Here is a 16037-nt window from a genome sequence, read left to right on the forward strand (position 1 = left end):
TTCATGCGGATTTCTTGTCGTCCTGACCGGCCATGATTTCGCCGAGCACGGCCTTGCCGCGCCCCGAAACCCCCCAGTGCAGAACGTTCTTGTCATTGATGCGGGTTTCGATGACGCCCATCGATTTCATCACCGTCAGGCGATGGCTGACGAAATCGCGGGCCAGGCCGGTCCGTTCGCAAATCGCGGCAAGATTGCCATAGACAAAGCTCTCTTCGGCCAGCGCGCGCAGGATCTCGACATCGTTGTAGGAGAGGACTTCACGCGCTTCCGGCTCGGCCGGCTTTTCGCTCTCGACCTTGGCCGGCACGATCACCGGCTCGTCCCGCCGCTGCTTGAGATGGCCGACCTCGCGCTTGACCTGATCGAGTTGCCCCATCAGGCGCTGGGCGACGTTTTCGAGCAGGCGGCGCGAAGCGATCACGTAAATCAGGCAAAAGCCGGCGAAAGCGTAGAAATCGACGGGTTTGGTGCGCGCCCCTTCGAGCAGGGTGCTGGAAATCATGTTCAGGAAGAGCGGTACGGTCAACGCCGCCACCACCCCTAAAACCGGATACTTGATCCAGTCCCGGCGCCCGGGTTCGCCCTGGCGATCGGCCAGGAAGTAGTTGGCCGCGCCGCCCAGCATGCCGGCCAGCAGCATGATGAGCAGAATGAGCAGCATATGCGTATCGATACCGCTATTGGGTGCGGTGACCTGAAAAGCTGTTTGCAATTCGCCCGACATTGTGTTCCCCCGTGTTTTTTCGCCATTCTCACACGATTGCCGCGGGCTGTCGAAGTCGGGTGGAATATGTCCTGATTCAGCCCCCGCCCTGCTTGCGCCGGTCGCTCTTGCGTTCGGCCAGCAGCGCCCATTCGCCGTTGGCCTGCTGGTGCTCGAGACGGACCGTGAAGCCCCACAGGGTGGCCAGGTGTTCGAGAACGACCAGGCTGGCCGAGGACAGCGGCCGACGCTGGTGGGCGAAATGGCGCAGGGTCAGCGAACGGTCGCCGCGCAGGTCTACATTCCAGACCTGGATGTTCGGATCGCTGCTGCCCAGGTTGTACTGTTCGGCCAGATTCCGGCGCAAGGCACGGTAGCCTTGTTCGTTGTGGATAGCATCGACTTTCAGCTTGGCCTGGCTGTCGTCGTCAAGCACTGAAAACAGCCGGAATTCGCGCATCAGCCGGGGAGACAGGTATTGGGCGATGAAGCTTTCGTCCTTGAAGTTGCGCATCGCGAATTCGAAGGTTTCGCGCCAGTTGGAGCCGGCGATATCGGGAAACCACTCGCGGTCCTCATCGTCCGGCCGCTCGCAGATGCGGCGTATGTCCTGCCACATGGCAAAACCGAGAGCGTAGGGATTGATGCCGGAATACCATTTGCTGCTGTAGGGCGGCTGGTAGACGACATTGGTATGCGACTGCAGGAATTCGAGCATGAAGCCGTCGTTCACCCGCCCCTCGTCGTACAGCGTGTTGAGCAGGGTGTAATGCCAGAAGCAGGCCCAGCCTTCGTTCATGACCTGGGTCTGGCGCTGCGGATAGAAATACTGGCCGATCTTGCGCATGATGCGAACGATCTCACGCTGCCAGGGTTCGAGCAGCGGCGCGTTCTTCTCGACGAAATAGAGCAGGTTTTCCTCCGGCTCCTCCGGGAAGCGCCTTTCCTCGGCCTCGGCAAACGGCGCATCGTGGCGCGGCAGCGTCCGCCACAGATCGTTGACCTGCGCCTGCAGGTAGGCCTCGCGTTCACGCTGCCGCGATTTCTCCTTCTCCAGCGACAGCGGCGGCGAGCGCTTGTAGCGATCGACGCCGAGATTGGACAGGGCATGGCAGGCATCGATCAGTTGCTCGACGGCATCGAGGCCGTGGCGCTCCTCGCACTCGGCAATGTAGTTCCGGGCAAAGACCAGGTAGTCGACGATGGCGTCGGCGCTGGTCCATTGCTTGAACATGTGGTTGCCCTTGAAGAAGGAGTTGTGGCCGTAGGCGGCGTGGGCAATGACCAGCGCCTGCATGGTCAGCGTGTTCTCCTCCATCAGGTAGGCGATGCAGGGGTCGGAGTTGATGACGATCTCGTAGGCCAGCCCCATCTGCCCGCGCTTGTAGCGGTTTTCGGTCTCCAGGAAGTGTTTACCGAAGGACCAGTGGTGGTAATAGACCGGCATGCCGATCGCTGCGTAGGCATCCATCATCTGCTCGGCGGTGATCACCTCAAGTTGGTGACGATAGCAATCGAGGCCGAACTGGCGGGCGAGGCGGCCGATCTCGGTGTCGTACTGGGCAATCGACTCCAGCGTCCAGTCCGAACCTTCGGCAATCAGGCGGGAGCGTTTTTTGGTCATGCCAGACGCTTTCTGAACAATTCGCGGAAGACCGGGTAAATATCGCTGGCGGCGCCGATGCGCTGCAGCGCGAAAACGCCGGCATGAGTGACGGCCAGTTGTTCGTATTCCTGCCAGAGGTTTTGCGCTTCGCCATCGGTGATTTCGATATAGGCGAAGTACTGGACCATGGGCAGGATCGAGTCGGCCAGGATTTCGCGACAGAGCGGCGAATCGTCGTTCCAGTTGTCGCCATCGGAAGCCTGGGCACCGTAGATGTTCCAGGTGCTGCTGGCATAGCGCTCGGTGATGATCTGCTGCATCAGCTTCAGGGCGCTGGAAACGATGGTGCCGCCGGTTTCGCGCGAGTGGAAGAAGCCATCCTCGTCGACCTCTTCGGCCGCCGTGTGGTGACGGATAAAAACAACCTCGATGTGCTCGTAATTGCGATTGAGAAAAAGGTAGAGCAGCATGAAGAAGCGCTTTGCCATCTGCTTCTTGGCTTCATCCATCGAACCGGAAACGTCCATCAGACAGAACATCACAGCCTGCGTCGACGGTTCGGGGATGCGGATGCGATTACTGTAACGCAGGTCGAACGGATCGATAAAGGGAATGGCCTCGGCGCGCGCCCGCAGGCAGGCGATTTCGCGCTGCAGGCGCTCAACCTCTGCCTCGTCGACCGGCATTTCATCGAGCACCTGCTCCAGCTCGGCGAGCAGGCCACGCAAGCGGGCGGCGTATGGCCCGCCGATGGCGACCCGGCGCCCGGCGGCGCCGCGCATGGTGCGCACCAGATTGATGTTGGTCGGCACGCCGCTCTGCGTATAGCCGGCCCGCACCCGCTTGTATTCGTCGATGCGCGCCAGTTGCCGCTTGATCAGGTTGGGCAGGGCCAGTTCATCGAAGAAGATGTCGAGAAATTCGTCGCGGGTCAGGGTGAAGACGAAGTCGTCGATCCCCTCGCCGTCCGGACTGGCCTGGCCGCTGCCCTGCCCTTGCCCGCCGGCCGGCGGCCGGTCCATCTGGTCGCCTTGCTGGAAGCGGTCGTTGCCCGGATGCACCGATTCCCGCACGCCCCCCTTGCCATGGTGGAATTGCGGCTCGGAGATATCCTTGCTCGGGATGCCGATCTTCTCGCCATTCTCCAGATCGCGAATGCCGCGTTTGGTGATGGCGTCGGCCACCGCCTTGCGAATCTGTCCCTTGAAGCGGCGGATGAACCGGCTCCGGTTGATGGAACTCTTGTTTCTGCTGTCCTGCCGCCGGTCGACAATGCGTACCGTCATGCTGAAGCTCCCTTGAGGAAGCAGAGAGAAGCTCTCCGCCCCCTACCCTGTCAAGATGACTTGCGGACCCGCAGATACCATTCGCAGAGCAGGCGGACCTGCTTTTCGGTGTAGCCCTTGGTAATCATGCGGTCGACGAAGTCCTGATGCTTCTTTTGCTCGTCGGCACTGGCCTTGGTGTTGAACGAGATGACCGGCAGCAGTTCCTCGGTATTGGAGAACATCTTCTTCTCGATCACCGCGCGCAGCTTCTCGTAACTCGTCCAGGACGGATTCTTGCCATCATGCTTGGCGCGTGCCCGCAACACGAAGTTCACCACCTCGTTGCGGAAATCCTTCGGATTGCTTATGCCGGCCGGCTTTTCGATCTTTTCCAGTTCATCGTTCAGGGCGCTGCGATCGAGCATCTCGCCGGTGTTCGGATCGCGGAATTCCTGATCCTGGATCCAGAAATCGGCGTAGGTGACGTAGCGGTCGAAAATATTCTGGCCATACTCCGAATAGCTTTCCAGGTAGGCGGTTTGGATTTCCTTGCCGATGAACTCGGCGTAGCGCGGGCTGAGGAATTCCTTCAGGTGGCGCAGGTAACGATCCTCGATTTCCGGCGGAAACTGTTCCTGCTCGATCTGCTGTTCGAGCACGTACATCAGGTGCACCGGGTTGGCCGCCACCTCGCGATGATCGAAGTTGAACACCTTGGACAGGATCTTGAACGAGAAGCGGGTGGACAAGCCGTTCATGCCCTCGTCGACCCCGGCGAAATCGCGGTATTCCTGATAGCTCTTGGCCTTCGGGTCGGTATCCTTGAGGTTTTCGCCGTCATAGACCCGCATCTTGCTGTAGATGCTGGAGTTTTCCGGCTCCTTGAGGCGCGACAGCACCGAGAACTGGGCCATCATCCGTAAAGTGTCGGGCGCGCAGGGCGAGTTGGAGAGCGACGAATTGAACATCAGCTTTTCGTAGATGTGCATCTCGTCGGTGACGCGCAGGCAGTACGGCACCTTGACGATGTAGATGCGGTCGAGGAAAGCCTCGTTGTTGCGGTTGTTCTTGAAAGTCAGCCACTCGGCCTCGTTCGAGTGGGCGAGCACCATGCCGTCGAACGGGATGGCGCCGAAACCTTCGGTGCCCTTGTAGTTTTGTTCCTGGGTCGCGGTCAGCAGCGGGTGCAGGACCTTGATCGGCGCCTTGAACATTTCGACGAATTCGAGCACGCCGCGGTTGGCCAGGCACAGCCCGCCGGAGTAGGAATAGGCATCGGGATCGTTCTGCGAGTAGGTTTCCAGCTTGCGGATATCGATCTTGCCGACCAGCGAGGAAATATCCTGGTTGTTCTCGTCGCCTGGCTCGGTCTTCGACACGGCAATCTGCGACAGCACCGACGGGTGCAGCTTGACTACCCGGAAGCGCGCGATGTCGCCACCGAATTCGCGCAGCCGCTTGACCGCCCAAGGGCTCATGATGGTGCCGAGATAACGGCGCGGAATGCCGTAATCCTCTTCGAGGATCGGCCCGTCTTCATGCAGGTTGAAAAGGCCGAGCGGCGACTCGTGAACCGGCGAGCCCTTGATCGCATAGAAGGGCACTTTCTCGATCAGGTATTTCAGGCGTTCGGCCAACGACGACTTGCCGCCACCGACCGGGCCGAGCAGGTAGAGGATCTGCTTCTTCTCTTCCAGGCCCTGCGCGGCGTGCCGGAAGTAGGAGACGATGTGCTCGATCACCTCTTCCATGCCGTAGAACTCGCGGAAGGCCGGATACAGCCGCAGCATCTTGTTGGCAAAGATGCGGGAGAGTCGCGGGTCGCTGCGGGTATCGACCAGTTCCGGCTCACCAATGGCCAGCAGCATGCGCTCGGCGACGCTGGCATAAGCCGTCTTGTCGTTCTTGCAGACTTCCAGGTATTCCTGGACCGACAACTCCTCTTCCTGTAGCGCTTCATAGCGACTCTGATAGCGGGCGAATATCGACATGGCTGCCTCCTTGAGGTTTGCTTCGACTACTAGGCGGTACTCCCTTTTCTTCTTAACGGCTCGACCGGCCGTTTGGTTTATGCCACCAGACGCGGGCGGCGGCTAAAGTTGTTCAACACTTCGTCAATCCGGGTCATTCCCCAGAGCAACTCTTCTTCGCTGATGACCAGCGGCGGGGCCAGGCGCAACACCGTACTGTGCGTATCCTTGCTCAACACGCCGTGTTCCAGCAGTGCCACCGCCAACTCGTGGGCATCGGCATGCTGCGGGTCTAGCTCGATACCGGCAAACAACCCGCGCCCGCGCACCGCCCGAATGATCGGCGAACGCTCTGCCAGTTGGTGTAGTTGGGCGAGCAAAAGTTCGCCCAATCGGGCGGAATTTTCGATCAGGCCTTCTTCTTCGAGCACATCGAGCGCCGCCAGCGCGACGCTGCTGGCCAGCGGATTGCCACCGAAAGTCGAGCCGTGATCGCCCGGCGTAAACACCTGCATGACATTCTCGTCGGCCAGGAAAGCCGAGACCGGCAGCAAGCCGCCACCCAGCGCCTTGCCGAGAATCACCCCGTCCGGCCGCACGGCCTCATGCTGGCAGGCCAGCAACTTGCCGGTGCGCCCGAGGCCGGTCTGGATTTCGTCGACGATGAGCAGCACGTTTTGCCGCTTGCAGATCGCCCAACAGGCGGCGAGATAGCCGCTCGGCGGCACGATGATGCCGCCCTCGCCCTGAATCGCTTCGACCAGGAAGGCGGCGGTGTTTGGCGTGATGGCCGCAGCCAGGGCGGCCGGGTCGCCATAGGGAACGCGCTTCAAGCCGGCCGGGAAAGGACCGAAGCCATCCCGATACTGCGCTTCCGACGACAGCCCGACGATGGCTATCGAACGGCCATGAAAATTGCCCTCGCAGGCAATGATCTCGGCCTGATCGGCGGGCACGCCCTTGATCCGGTAAGCCCATTTGCGCACCGCCTTGAGCGCGGTTTCGACCGCCTCCAGCCCGGTGTTGGCCGGCAAGACGCGGTCGTAGCCGGTGAGCAGGGCCAGGCGACGCAACAACAAGGGCAGCCGGTCGTTGGAATAGGCCCGCGAGGTGACCGCCAAGCGCGAGGCCTGTCTGGTCAGCGCAGCCAGCAGCCGGGGATGGGCATGGCCGAAGCTGGTTGCCGAATAGGCCGACATCATGTCGAGATAGCGGCGACCATAGACATCAGTCAGCCAGCAGCCCCGCCCTTCCTGCAAGACCACCGGCAAGGGCGCGTAGTTCCGGGCCCCGAAGCCGGCCTCCCAGCGGCGCAGGGTCGCGCCGTCCGGGGCCGAGGCGGCATCCAGCAGATCGAGAACAATCCTGGCGGTGCGCCCGTCCGGATCGAGCAGCGGGTTGTACTCGGCAATTTCCAGACCGACACAATCGCGTTCACGCAGGATGCCCCGCAAAGCCTGACGTAGATCCGCGACGGCCAGGCCGCCGGCCACCGGGGTCGAAACGCCGGGAGCAGCATCCGGGTCAAGCGCATCGAGATCCAGACTGATGCCCCACGGGCCATCGCTGACGATAGCCCGTGCCTCGGCAAAAACCTCGGGCAGTCCGCGTTCATTGATCTCGGCCATCTCGAATATCCGAATCCCGAGCCAATCGAGCCGTTCGCGCTCTGCCGCTTCGTAGCTGCGGATGCCGAGCAACACGGTACGCGCCGGATCGAGCGCTGGTCCGGGAATATCGGTCAGCGCCGGGTCACCCTCGCCGAACAAGGCGGCCAGCGGCATCCCGTGGGCGTTGCCGGATGGACTGCTGGCCGGCGTATGGGCATCCAGATGGGCATCGATCCAGAGCAGGCCCGGCGCTTCGCCCAAGGCCCGGGCAATGCCGCGCCATGTCCCGGCCGCCATGCTGTGATCGCCACCGATGACCAGCGGCCGCTCGCCTGCCGCGATGCTGGCCGCCGTCGTATCGGCCAATTTGCGCAGCAAAAGAGCCATGCCTGCGGTCGACTGCTCTGGAAGCAGGATTTCCGGCCACAGCGCAGCCAAGCCATTGTGCCGGATGACCGAAGGCAAACCGGCCCGCCGCAGACTTTCCGGGCCGCTCGCGCAGCCGGCAACGGGCGCCCCCAATGAACTGGCTACCCCGATGCAACGCACCGTCGGGTTAAGGGAAACGAGTCGGCGCATGATGCGGCTCCTTTCTGCCTGCCAGAAATCCTGCCTGTTGCCGATTGGACTACCGCGACGGCCGCAGGTTCGCTCAACCTGAACGTCATTGGCAAATTCCATGAAAAAAAAGCCCCGCCGGTCTTGCGACCGGCGGGGCTTTTGGGGGTGCTTACGGCTTAGCGGGGCAGCGAAGTGCTGCCCATCAGGAACTGATCGACTTCACGAGCGGCCTGGCGACCTTCGCGGATCGCCCAGACCACCAGCGACTGGCCGCGACGCACGTCACCGGCAGCAAAAACCTTGGCGACGTTGGTTGCATAGCAGCCTTCGCCATCGGTCGTTGCCTTGGCATTACCACGGTTGTCCTTGTCGACGCCGAAGGCTTCGAGCAGGCTGCCCACCGGATTGGTGAAGCCCATGGCCAGGAAGGCGGCATCGCACGGCAGTTCGAATTCCGAACCGGAGACTTCGCTCATCTTGCCGTCCTTCCATTCAACGCGAACAGCCTGCAATGCCTTGACGTTGCCTTTGCCATCCTCGATGAACTTCTTGGTGGCAACGGCGAAATCGCGCTCGCAACCTTCGTTGTGCGAGGAAGAAGTGCGCAGCTTGTACGGCCAGTACGGCCAGGTCAGCGCCTTGTTTTCCTCGGCCGGCGGCATCGGCATCAACTCGAACTGGGTGACTGAAGCCGCACCATGACGGTTCGAGGTACCGACGCAGTCGGAACCGGTATCGCCGCCACCGATGACGATGACGTGCTTGCCCTTGACGTTGATCGGGTTGGCCTTGCCCTGCTGAACTTCCTTGTTCTGCGGAATCAGGAATTCCAGCGCGGCATAGATACCCTTCAGCTCGCGGCCCGGCACCGGCAGATCGCGCGGCACTTCCGAACCGGCCGCCAGAATCACCGCATCGAAATCCTTGGCCAACTGCGCGGCGGAAACGACTTCGGTCGCATCGTTGTTGATACCGGCCGGCAATTCCTTGCTGCCAACCACAACCTTGGTCTTGAAGGTAACGCCTTCGGCTTCCATCTGGGCAACACGGCGATCAACCACCGTCTTTTCCAGCTTGAAGTCGGGAATGCCATAGGCGAGCAGGCCACCCAGGCGGTCGCTCTTTTCGAACACGGTCACGGCGTGGCCGACGCGAGCCAGCTGCTGGGCAGCAGCCAGACCGGCCGGGCCGGAACCAACCACGGCAACCTTCTTGCCAGTCTTGGTCTTCGGCGGCTGCGGCACGACCCAGCCCGATTCCCAGCCCTTGTCGATGATGAAGTGCTCGATCGACTTGATGCCTACCGGCGCTGCATTGATGCCCAGCGTACAGGCAGCCTCACAGGGGGCCGGACAGATACGGCCGGTGAAATCCGGGAAGTTGTTGGTCGAATGCAGCACTTCCAGCGCCTGCTTCCAGTTGCCGCGGTAAACCAGATCATTCCAGTCCGGAATGATGTTGTTCACCGGGCAACCGTTGTTGCAGAACGGAATGCCGCAGTCCATGCAACGCGCGCCCTGAACCTTGGCATCGTCGTCGGACAGGGTATGAACGAATTCCTTGTAGTGCTTCAGACGCTGTTCAACCGGCTCGTAGGCCTCATTGAGACGCTCGAACTCCATGAATCCAGTCGGCTTGCCCATTATGCGGCCTCCTTCTGTGCAGCAGCGGCCATCTCGGTGAGCGCCCGCTTGTACTCGTGCGGATAAACTTTGACGAACTTCTCGCGGTAGGCATCCCAGTTGGCCAGGATAGCCTTGGCGGTTGCGCTGCCGGTGAACTCGGCGTGACGCATGATCAGCTCCTTGAGCTGCGTCTCGTCAGCCAGGCCTTGGTGCAGCGGCTCGCCAGCGGCGTGACGGCTGGCCGGCAGCACCTTTTCGAGGGCAACCTGAGCCAGATTGGCGCGTTGCTTGAAGCTGCCATCCTCGTCCAGCACGTAGGCGATACCGCCCGACATGCCGGCGGCAAAGTTACGGCCGGTCATGCCCAGCACCACCACGGTGCCACCGGTCATGTATTCACAGCCATGATCGCCGACTCCTTCGACAACCGCCGTACCACCGGAGTTGCGAACGCAGAAACGCTCGCCGCCAACACCGGCCAGGAAGGCTTCACCATCGGTGGCACCGTACATCACGGTATTGCCGACGATGATGTTTTCCTGCGTGTTGCCACGGAAATCCGGGCTCGGCTTGATGATGATGCGACCACCCGACAAGCCCTTGCCGACGTAGTCGTTACCTTCGCCGGTCAGTTCCAGCGTCACACCCTTGGCCAGGAAGGCACCGAAGGCCTGACCGGCGGTACCGGTCAGCTTGACGTGGATGGTGTCGTCCGGCAGACCGGCATTGCCGTAGCGACGGGCGACTTCGCCCGACAGCATGGTGCCGCAGGTGCGGTTGACGTTGATGATCTTGGTCTCGATCTGGACCTTCTGGCCCTTTTCGAGGGCCGGCTTGGCTTGCTCGATCAACTTGTGGTCGAGTGCCTTTTCCAGACCATGATCCTGCGCTTCGGTATGGCGGCGCGGCACTTCGGCCGGCACCGCCGGCTGGAAGAAGATCTTGGAGAAGTCCAGACCCTTGGCCTTCCAATGTTCGATACCGGCGCGCATGTCGAGCAGGTCGGCACGGCCGACCAGATCGTCGAACTTGCGGATGCCGAGCTCGGCCATGATCTCGCGAACTTCATCGGCAACGAAGAAGAAGTAGTTCACGACATGTTCCGGCTGACCGGTAAAGCGCTTGCGCAGTTCCGGGTCCTGCGTGGCAACGCCGACCGGGCAGGTGTTCAGATGGCACTTGCGCATCATGATGCAGCCTTCGACGACCAGCGGTGCCGTGGCGAAGCCGAATTCGTCGGCACCGAGCAAGGCACCAACGACGACGTCGCGACCGGTCTTCAACTGACCATCGACCTGAACGCGAATACGCGAACGCAAGCGGTTCAGCACCAGCGTCTGCTGGGTTTCGGCCAGGCCGAGTTCCCACGGCGTGCCGGCGTGTTTGATCGAGGACTGCGGCGAAGCACCGGTACCACCGTCAAAACCGGCGATCACGACGTGATCGGCCTTGGCCTTGGCAACACCGGCGGCAACGGTACCGACGCCCACTTCCGAGACCAGCTTGACGGAAATGGAAGCGCGGTCGTTGGCGTTCTTCAGATCGTGAATTAGCTGCGCCAGATCCTCGATCGAGTAGATGTCGTGGTGCGGCGGCGGCGAAATCAGGCCAACGCCCGGTACAGAGTGACGCAGGAAGCCGATGTACTCGGAAACCTTGTGACCCGGCAACTGGCCGCCTTCACCCGGCTTGGCGCCTTGCGCCATCTTGATCTGGATCTGGTCGGCATTGACCAGATACTCGGTGGTCACACCAAAGCGGCCAGAAGCAACCTGCTTGATCGCCGAGCGCAGCGAGTCGCCATCCTTCAGTTCGATATCACGCTCGATGCGGCCGGCACCGATGATCTCGGACAGCTTGGTACCGCCCTTGACCGGGGCGAAACGCTTGGCATCCTCGCCACCTTCACCGGTATTCGATTTGCCGCCGATGCGGTTCATCGCGATCGCCAGCGTGGTGTGCGCTTCGGTCGAAATGGAACCGAGCGACATGGCGCCGGTAGCGAAGCGCTTGACGATTTCCTTGGCCGGTTCGACTTCTTCCAGCGGAATCGGCGCGCCTTGCGGCTTGAAACCGAACAGACCGCGCAAGGTCAGGTGACGCTTGGTCTGATCGTTGATCAGCGCGGCGTATTCCTTGTAGGTCTCGGACTTGCCCGAGCGCGTCGCATGTTGCAGCTTGGCGATCGAGTCCGGCGTCCACATGTGCTCTTCGCCACGCGTCCGGTAGGCGTACTCGCCACCGGCATCGAGCATGCTGGTCAGCACGGGGTCGGCCGAGAAGGCTTCTTCGTGCAGACGAATGGCTTCCTCAGCCACTTCGAAGACACCGATCCCTTCAACATTGGACGGCGTGCCGGTGAAGTATTTCTCGACAAAGTCCTTCTGCAGGCCGATCGCTTCGAAGATCTGGGCGCCGGTGTAGGACATGTAGGTCGAGATGCCCATTTTAGACATGACCTTGTTCAAGCCCTTGCCGATTGCCTTGACGAAGTTCTTGACGTACTTCTCGGCCTTCTCGGCATCACCCTTGGCAAAGCCTTCGATGGTTTCGAGGGCCAGATAGGGGTGGACCGCCTCGGCACCGTAACCGCCCAGCAAGGCGAAGTGGTGCGTTTCGCGGGCAGAACCCGTTTCGACGACCAGGCCGGTGCTGGTGCGCAGGCCCTTCTTGACCAGATGCTGATGAATGGCGGAAGTAGCCAGCAGCGCCGGAATCGCCACATGATCCTTATCCAGCTTGCGGTCGGAAACGATCAGGATGTTGGCACCGGAACGCACGGCATCTTCGGCGTCAGCGGCCAGCGAGGCCAGACGCGCTTCGACGCCGGCCTTGCCCCAGGCCACCGGGTAGCAGATGTCCAGTTCGAAGGAGCGGAACTTGCCAGAGGTGTACTTCTCGATATGGCGCAGTTTCTCCATATCGGTCCGGGTCAGCACCGGCTGCGACACTTCCAGACGGATCGGCGGGTTGATGTCGGTGGTGTTCAGCAGGTTCGGCTTCGGGCCGACGAAGGAAACCAGCGACATGACCAGCTCTTCGCGGATCGGGTCGATCGGCGGATTGGTCACCTGCGCAAACAACTGCTTGAAGTAGGTGTACAGCGTCTTGTTCTTCTTCGACAAGACCGGCAATGCGGAGTCGGTACCCATCGAGCCGGTCGCTTCTTCGCCGTTCTGCACCATCGGCTCGAGGATGACCTTGATATCTTCCTGGGTATAGCCAAACGCCTGCTGGCGATCGAGCAAGGAGGCACCTGCTTCGGCGCACCGCTCGGCAGCCGCCGGCACTTCGTCGAGCTTGATGCGGATCTTTTCGATCCACTCGCGATACGGCTTGGCGTTGGCCAGGGAGTTTTTCAGTTCCTGGTCGTCGATGATCCGGCCTTGTTCCATGTCGATCAGGAACATCTTGCCCGGCTGCAGACGCCATTTCTTGACGATCTTCTTTTCCGGAATCGGCAACACGCCGGATTCGGAGGCCATGACCACGAGGTCGTCGTCGGTCACTAGGTAACGGGCCGGACGCAGACCGTTACGGTCGAGCGTCGCACCGATCTGGCGGCCGTCGGTAAAGGCCACGGCGGCAGGGCCATCCCACGGCTCCATCATCGCGGCATGGTATTCGTAGAAGGCGCGACGGTTTTCGTCCATCGTCGTGTGCTTTTCCCAGGCTTCCGGGATCATCAGCATGACGGCCTGGGCCAGCGAGTAACCGCCACCCATGACGAGCAGTTCGAGCGCATTGTCGAAGGAGGCGGAGTCGGACTGACCCGGGTAATGCAGAGGCCAAACCTTCTTCAGGTCGTCACCGAGGATCGGCGAGGAGATCGCCTGTTCGCGCGCCTTGAACCAGTTGACGTTGCCGCGCACGGTGTTGATTTCACCGTTGTGGGCGATGTAGCGGAACGGATGCGCCAGATCCCAGGTCGGGAAGGTATTGGTCGAGAAGCGCTGGTGCACGAGGGCGAGCGCGGAGACAGTACGCTTGTCCTGCAGGTCGAGGTAGTACACACCGACCTGATCAGCCAGCAGCAGGCCCTTGTAGTTGACGGTACGCGCCGAGAAGGACGGCACGTAGAATTCCTGACCGTGCTTAAGCTTCAGCGACTTGATGGCATTGGCGGCACGACGGCGGATGATGTACAGCTTGCGTTCAAGCGCATCGGTGACGAATACATCCGGACCGCGGCCAACGAAGATCTGGCGAATGACCGGCTCTTTGGCACGGACCGTCGGCGACATCGGCATTTCGGAATTAACTGGTACTTCTCGCCAGCCGAGAATCACCTGACCTTCAGCCTTGACTGAACGCTCGATCTCTTCGACACAGGCGTGACGCGAGGCGGCTTCCTGTGGCAGGAACACCATACCGACGCCGTACTCGCCAAGCGGTGGCAACTCAACGCCTTGCTTGGCCATCTCTTCGCGATAGAACTGATCCGGAATCTGGATCAGAATACCGGCGCCATCGCCTTGCAGCGGGTCAGCACCAACAGCGCCACGGTGATCCAGATTTTTCAGGATCAACAAGCCCTGTTCGACGATGCTGTGACTTTTCTGGCCTTTGAAATGGGCAACGAAGCCCACGCCGCAAGCGTCGTGCTCGTTGGCTGGGTCGTACAAACCCTGCCGCTCAGGTACTGCCGGTTCCATCACACTAGTTCCTTCAAAAGACTCGGCCAATGAAATCAAGGACCAAAGATAAAGAAAGCCGGCCTCCCGAAAAGCTAGCCGGCTTGTACGAAATTTCGGGGCGACCGCAGAATATACCGCCAAACCCCTGTCAATTCAAGATGCTGCGACGCACCAATCCCGTTCAACTAAGCCTCAGACACTCCCTGTTTGGGTGCATCTGACTTCAATCGACTGTCGAACCATCGCATCACCCGCCTGGTCTGAGAGCACCGCCTCACCAATTCGCTTAAGTAGCACAAGGCGCAGGCGACCATCCTCAACCTTCTTGTCATGGCTCATCAATTCGAGATACCGCTCAACACCAAGCGGCGCCCCATGCACCGGCAAACCGGCGCGGAGGAAGAGCGACTCGATTCGTAGCACATCGCCGGCAGCCAGCCAGCCCATCCGACACGAAAGTTCGGCAGCAATTAGCGTGCCGGCCGAAACCGCTTCGCCATGCAACCATTCGCCATAGCCCATCCCTGTTTCAATGGCATGGCCAAAAGTGTGACCAAGATTCAGCAGGGCTCGCTCCCCCGTCTCCCGTTCGTCGGCTGCCACAACCTCAGCCTTATTCGTACATGAACGATGAACCGCGTAAGCCAATGCCTCTTTATCGCGCGCCAGCAGTTTCTCGATATTTGCTTCCAGCCAGCAAAAAAACTCAAGGTCGCGAATCAGGCCATATTTGATCACCTCGGCCAAGCCTGCTTTCAATTCGCGATCTGGCAGGGTGTCAAGAGTTGATATGTCCGCCAGAACCAGACGCGGCTGATAGAACGCCCCGATCATATTCTTGCCCAGAGGATGATTGATTGCTGTTTTTCCGCCGACAGAAGAGTCGACCAGAGAGAGGAGAGTCGTTGGTACCTGAATGAAGGGCATGCCACGCTGATAGCACGATGCGGCAAACCCGCCCATATCGCCGATGACACCGCCACCCAAGGCTAGCAATGGGGTACTCCGCTCGCAATGCGCCCCGAGAAGCGCATCAAAGATCAAGTTAAGCGTCTCCCAGGTTTTGTATTGCTCACCATCCGGCAGCACAACGGGAATTGCTGAAATACCGATTTTTTCCAGCGTGGACCGCAGCAAATCGAGATAAAGCGGCGCCACCGTCGAGTTGGTGACGACCACCGCTTTTTTCTGCTTCAGATATGGCAGCAGCAACTCCGGATTGGCCAACAAACTGCAACCGATATGAATCGGGTAGGAGCGCTCTGCCAATGATACGTTCAAGGTCTGAATCATGATTTGTATAGACGACTATATTCCCGCAACAGATACTGGACGATGCCAGCAGCCACCAGATGGCCGCCTTCGACTGTCAAATGAGCCGCCTCACGATACAGGGGATCACGACTGGCATGCAACTCCTCCAGCCGAGCCAAAGGATTCTCTACCTGCAATAGCGGCCGGTTCTTATCGTGCTTGGTACGCTCGAACAGCAAGGCAGGCGGCACATTCAGGTAAACAACCCACCCCGACTCATGTAGGCGTTTCCTGGTCTCAGCATTGAGCACCGCCCCTCCGCCAGTAGCCATGACAATGCCGTCCAACTCAGTCAGTTCAGCAATAGTCTGCGCCTCACGACGACGAAAACCATCCTCACCTTCGATTTCGAAAATTGTCGGGACGGCAACCCCGGTCCGCGCCACGATCTCGTGATCAGAGTCGAAAAATACTCGCCCCAAACGACGCGCCAACTGACGCCCCACTGTCGTCTTCCCGGCCCCCATCAGTCCTACTAGATAAATATTTCGACGATTATCCACGCCAAGACTCAATCCGACTCTGATTAATTGACAAAAAAAGGGCCGACATCGCCGGCCCTTGGTTGTTGCTACCCATATTTTTTAATCTACACGCAATTTTTCAGAGATTATTCTCGGCGTAATAAAAACGAGCAATTCCCGTCGACTTCCAATGTCATTCTTTATTTTGAACATCCATCCAAAAAATGGTATATCACCGAAAAACGGAACCTTTTCAGTTGTTGCCTTGGTATCTGT

At 60.2% G+C, this 16037-nt stretch carries 10 protein-coding genes; all 10 read right to left on the reverse strand.

Annotated features, from left to right (window positions below):
* Window position 1: 1 nt before the first annotated feature.
* Entirely contained in the window at window positions 2-727 is a 726-nt protein-coding gene (locus AT959_RS04135; RefSeq protein ID WP_066880892.1) for a YEATS-associated helix-containing protein, read from the reverse strand.
* Between the two features lie 76 nt (window positions 728-803).
* Window positions 804-2330, reverse strand: a complete 1527-nt coding sequence (locus tag AT959_RS04140; protein ID WP_066880894.1) for a SpoVR family protein — start codon at window positions 2328-2330, stop codon at window positions 804-806.
* Window positions 2327-3598, reverse strand: coding sequence for a YeaH/YhbH family protein (locus AT959_RS04145; RefSeq protein WP_066880895.1), 1272 nt, complete (start codon window positions 3596-3598; stop codon window positions 2327-2329). The genes AT959_RS04140 and AT959_RS04145 overlap by 4 nt, the downstream gene beginning before the upstream one ends.
* Before the next feature lie 50 nt (window positions 3599-3648).
* A complete protein-coding gene (locus tag AT959_RS04150) occupies window positions 3649-5571 on the reverse strand; it encodes a PrkA family serine protein kinase (protein WP_066880897.1) in 1923 nt (640 codons plus the stop codon).
* A gap of 77 nt (window positions 5572-5648) precedes the next feature.
* The gene (gene rocD / locus AT959_RS21970; protein WP_066880937.1) at window positions 5649-7739 is read right to left on the reverse strand and encodes an ornithine--oxo-acid transaminase; all 2091 of its coding nucleotides are present in this window, start codon (window positions 7737-7739) and stop codon (window positions 5649-5651) included.
* Between the two features lie 158 nt (window positions 7740-7897).
* Window positions 7898-9364, reverse strand: coding sequence for a glutamate synthase subunit beta (locus AT959_RS04160; RefSeq protein WP_066880899.1), 1467 nt, complete (start codon window positions 9362-9364; stop codon window positions 7898-7900).
* A complete protein-coding gene (gene gltB / locus AT959_RS04165) occupies window positions 9364-14001 on the reverse strand; it encodes a glutamate synthase large subunit (RefSeq protein WP_066880901.1) in 4638 nt (1545 codons plus the stop codon). The genes AT959_RS04160 and gltB overlap by 1 nt, the downstream gene beginning before the upstream one ends.
* Window positions 14002-14175: 174 nt before the next feature.
* On the reverse strand, window positions 14176-15273 hold the full coding sequence (aroB, locus tag AT959_RS04170) for a 3-dehydroquinate synthase (protein WP_066880939.1): 1098 nt from the start codon (window positions 15271-15273) through the stop codon (window positions 14176-14178).
* Complete coding sequence (locus tag AT959_RS04175) at window positions 15273-15800, reverse strand: shikimate kinase (protein ID WP_066880941.1); 528 nt, start codon at window positions 15798-15800, stop codon at window positions 15273-15275. The genes aroB and AT959_RS04175 overlap by 1 nt, the downstream gene beginning before the upstream one ends.
* Before the next feature lie 81 nt (window positions 15801-15881).
* A partial coding sequence (locus tag AT959_RS21975; protein WP_157651206.1) for a hypothetical protein occupies window positions 15882-16037 on the reverse strand: 156 nt, incomplete at its 5' end.

The sequence above is a fragment of the Dechloromonas denitrificans genome (assembly GCF_001551835.1).
Classification (GTDB): Bacteria; Pseudomonadota; Gammaproteobacteria; order Burkholderiales; family Rhodocyclaceae; genus Azonexus; species Azonexus denitrificans.

What these genes read in the sequence shown, in the direction of transcription:
- AT959_RS04135 (WP_066880892.1), bottom strand. Translation starts at nt 727, where the DNA reads ATGTCGGGCGAATTGCAAACAGCTTTTCAGGTCACCGCACCCAATAGC.
- AT959_RS04140 (WP_066880894.1), bottom strand. Translation starts at nt 2,330, where the DNA reads ATGACCAAAAAACGCTCCCGCCTGATTGCCGAAGGTTCGGACTGGACG.
- AT959_RS04145 (WP_066880895.1), bottom strand. Translation starts at nt 3,598, where the DNA reads ATGACGGTACGCATTGTCGACCGGCGGCAGGACAGCAGAAACAAGAGT.
- AT959_RS04150 (WP_066880897.1), bottom strand. Translation starts at nt 5,571, where the DNA reads ATGTCGATATTCGCCCGCTATCAGAGTCGCTATGAAGCGCTACAGGAA.
- rocD (WP_066880937.1), bottom strand. Translation starts at nt 7,739, where the DNA reads ATGCGCCGACTCGTTTCCCTTAACCCGACGGTGCGTTGCATCGGGGTA.
- AT959_RS04160 (WP_066880899.1), bottom strand. Translation starts at nt 9,364, where the DNA reads ATGGGCAAGCCGACTGGATTCATGGAGTTCGAGCGTCTCAATGAGGCC.
- gltB (WP_066880901.1), bottom strand. Translation starts at nt 14,001, where the DNA reads ATGGAACCGGCAGTACCTGAGCGGCAGGGTTTGTACGACCCAGCCAAC.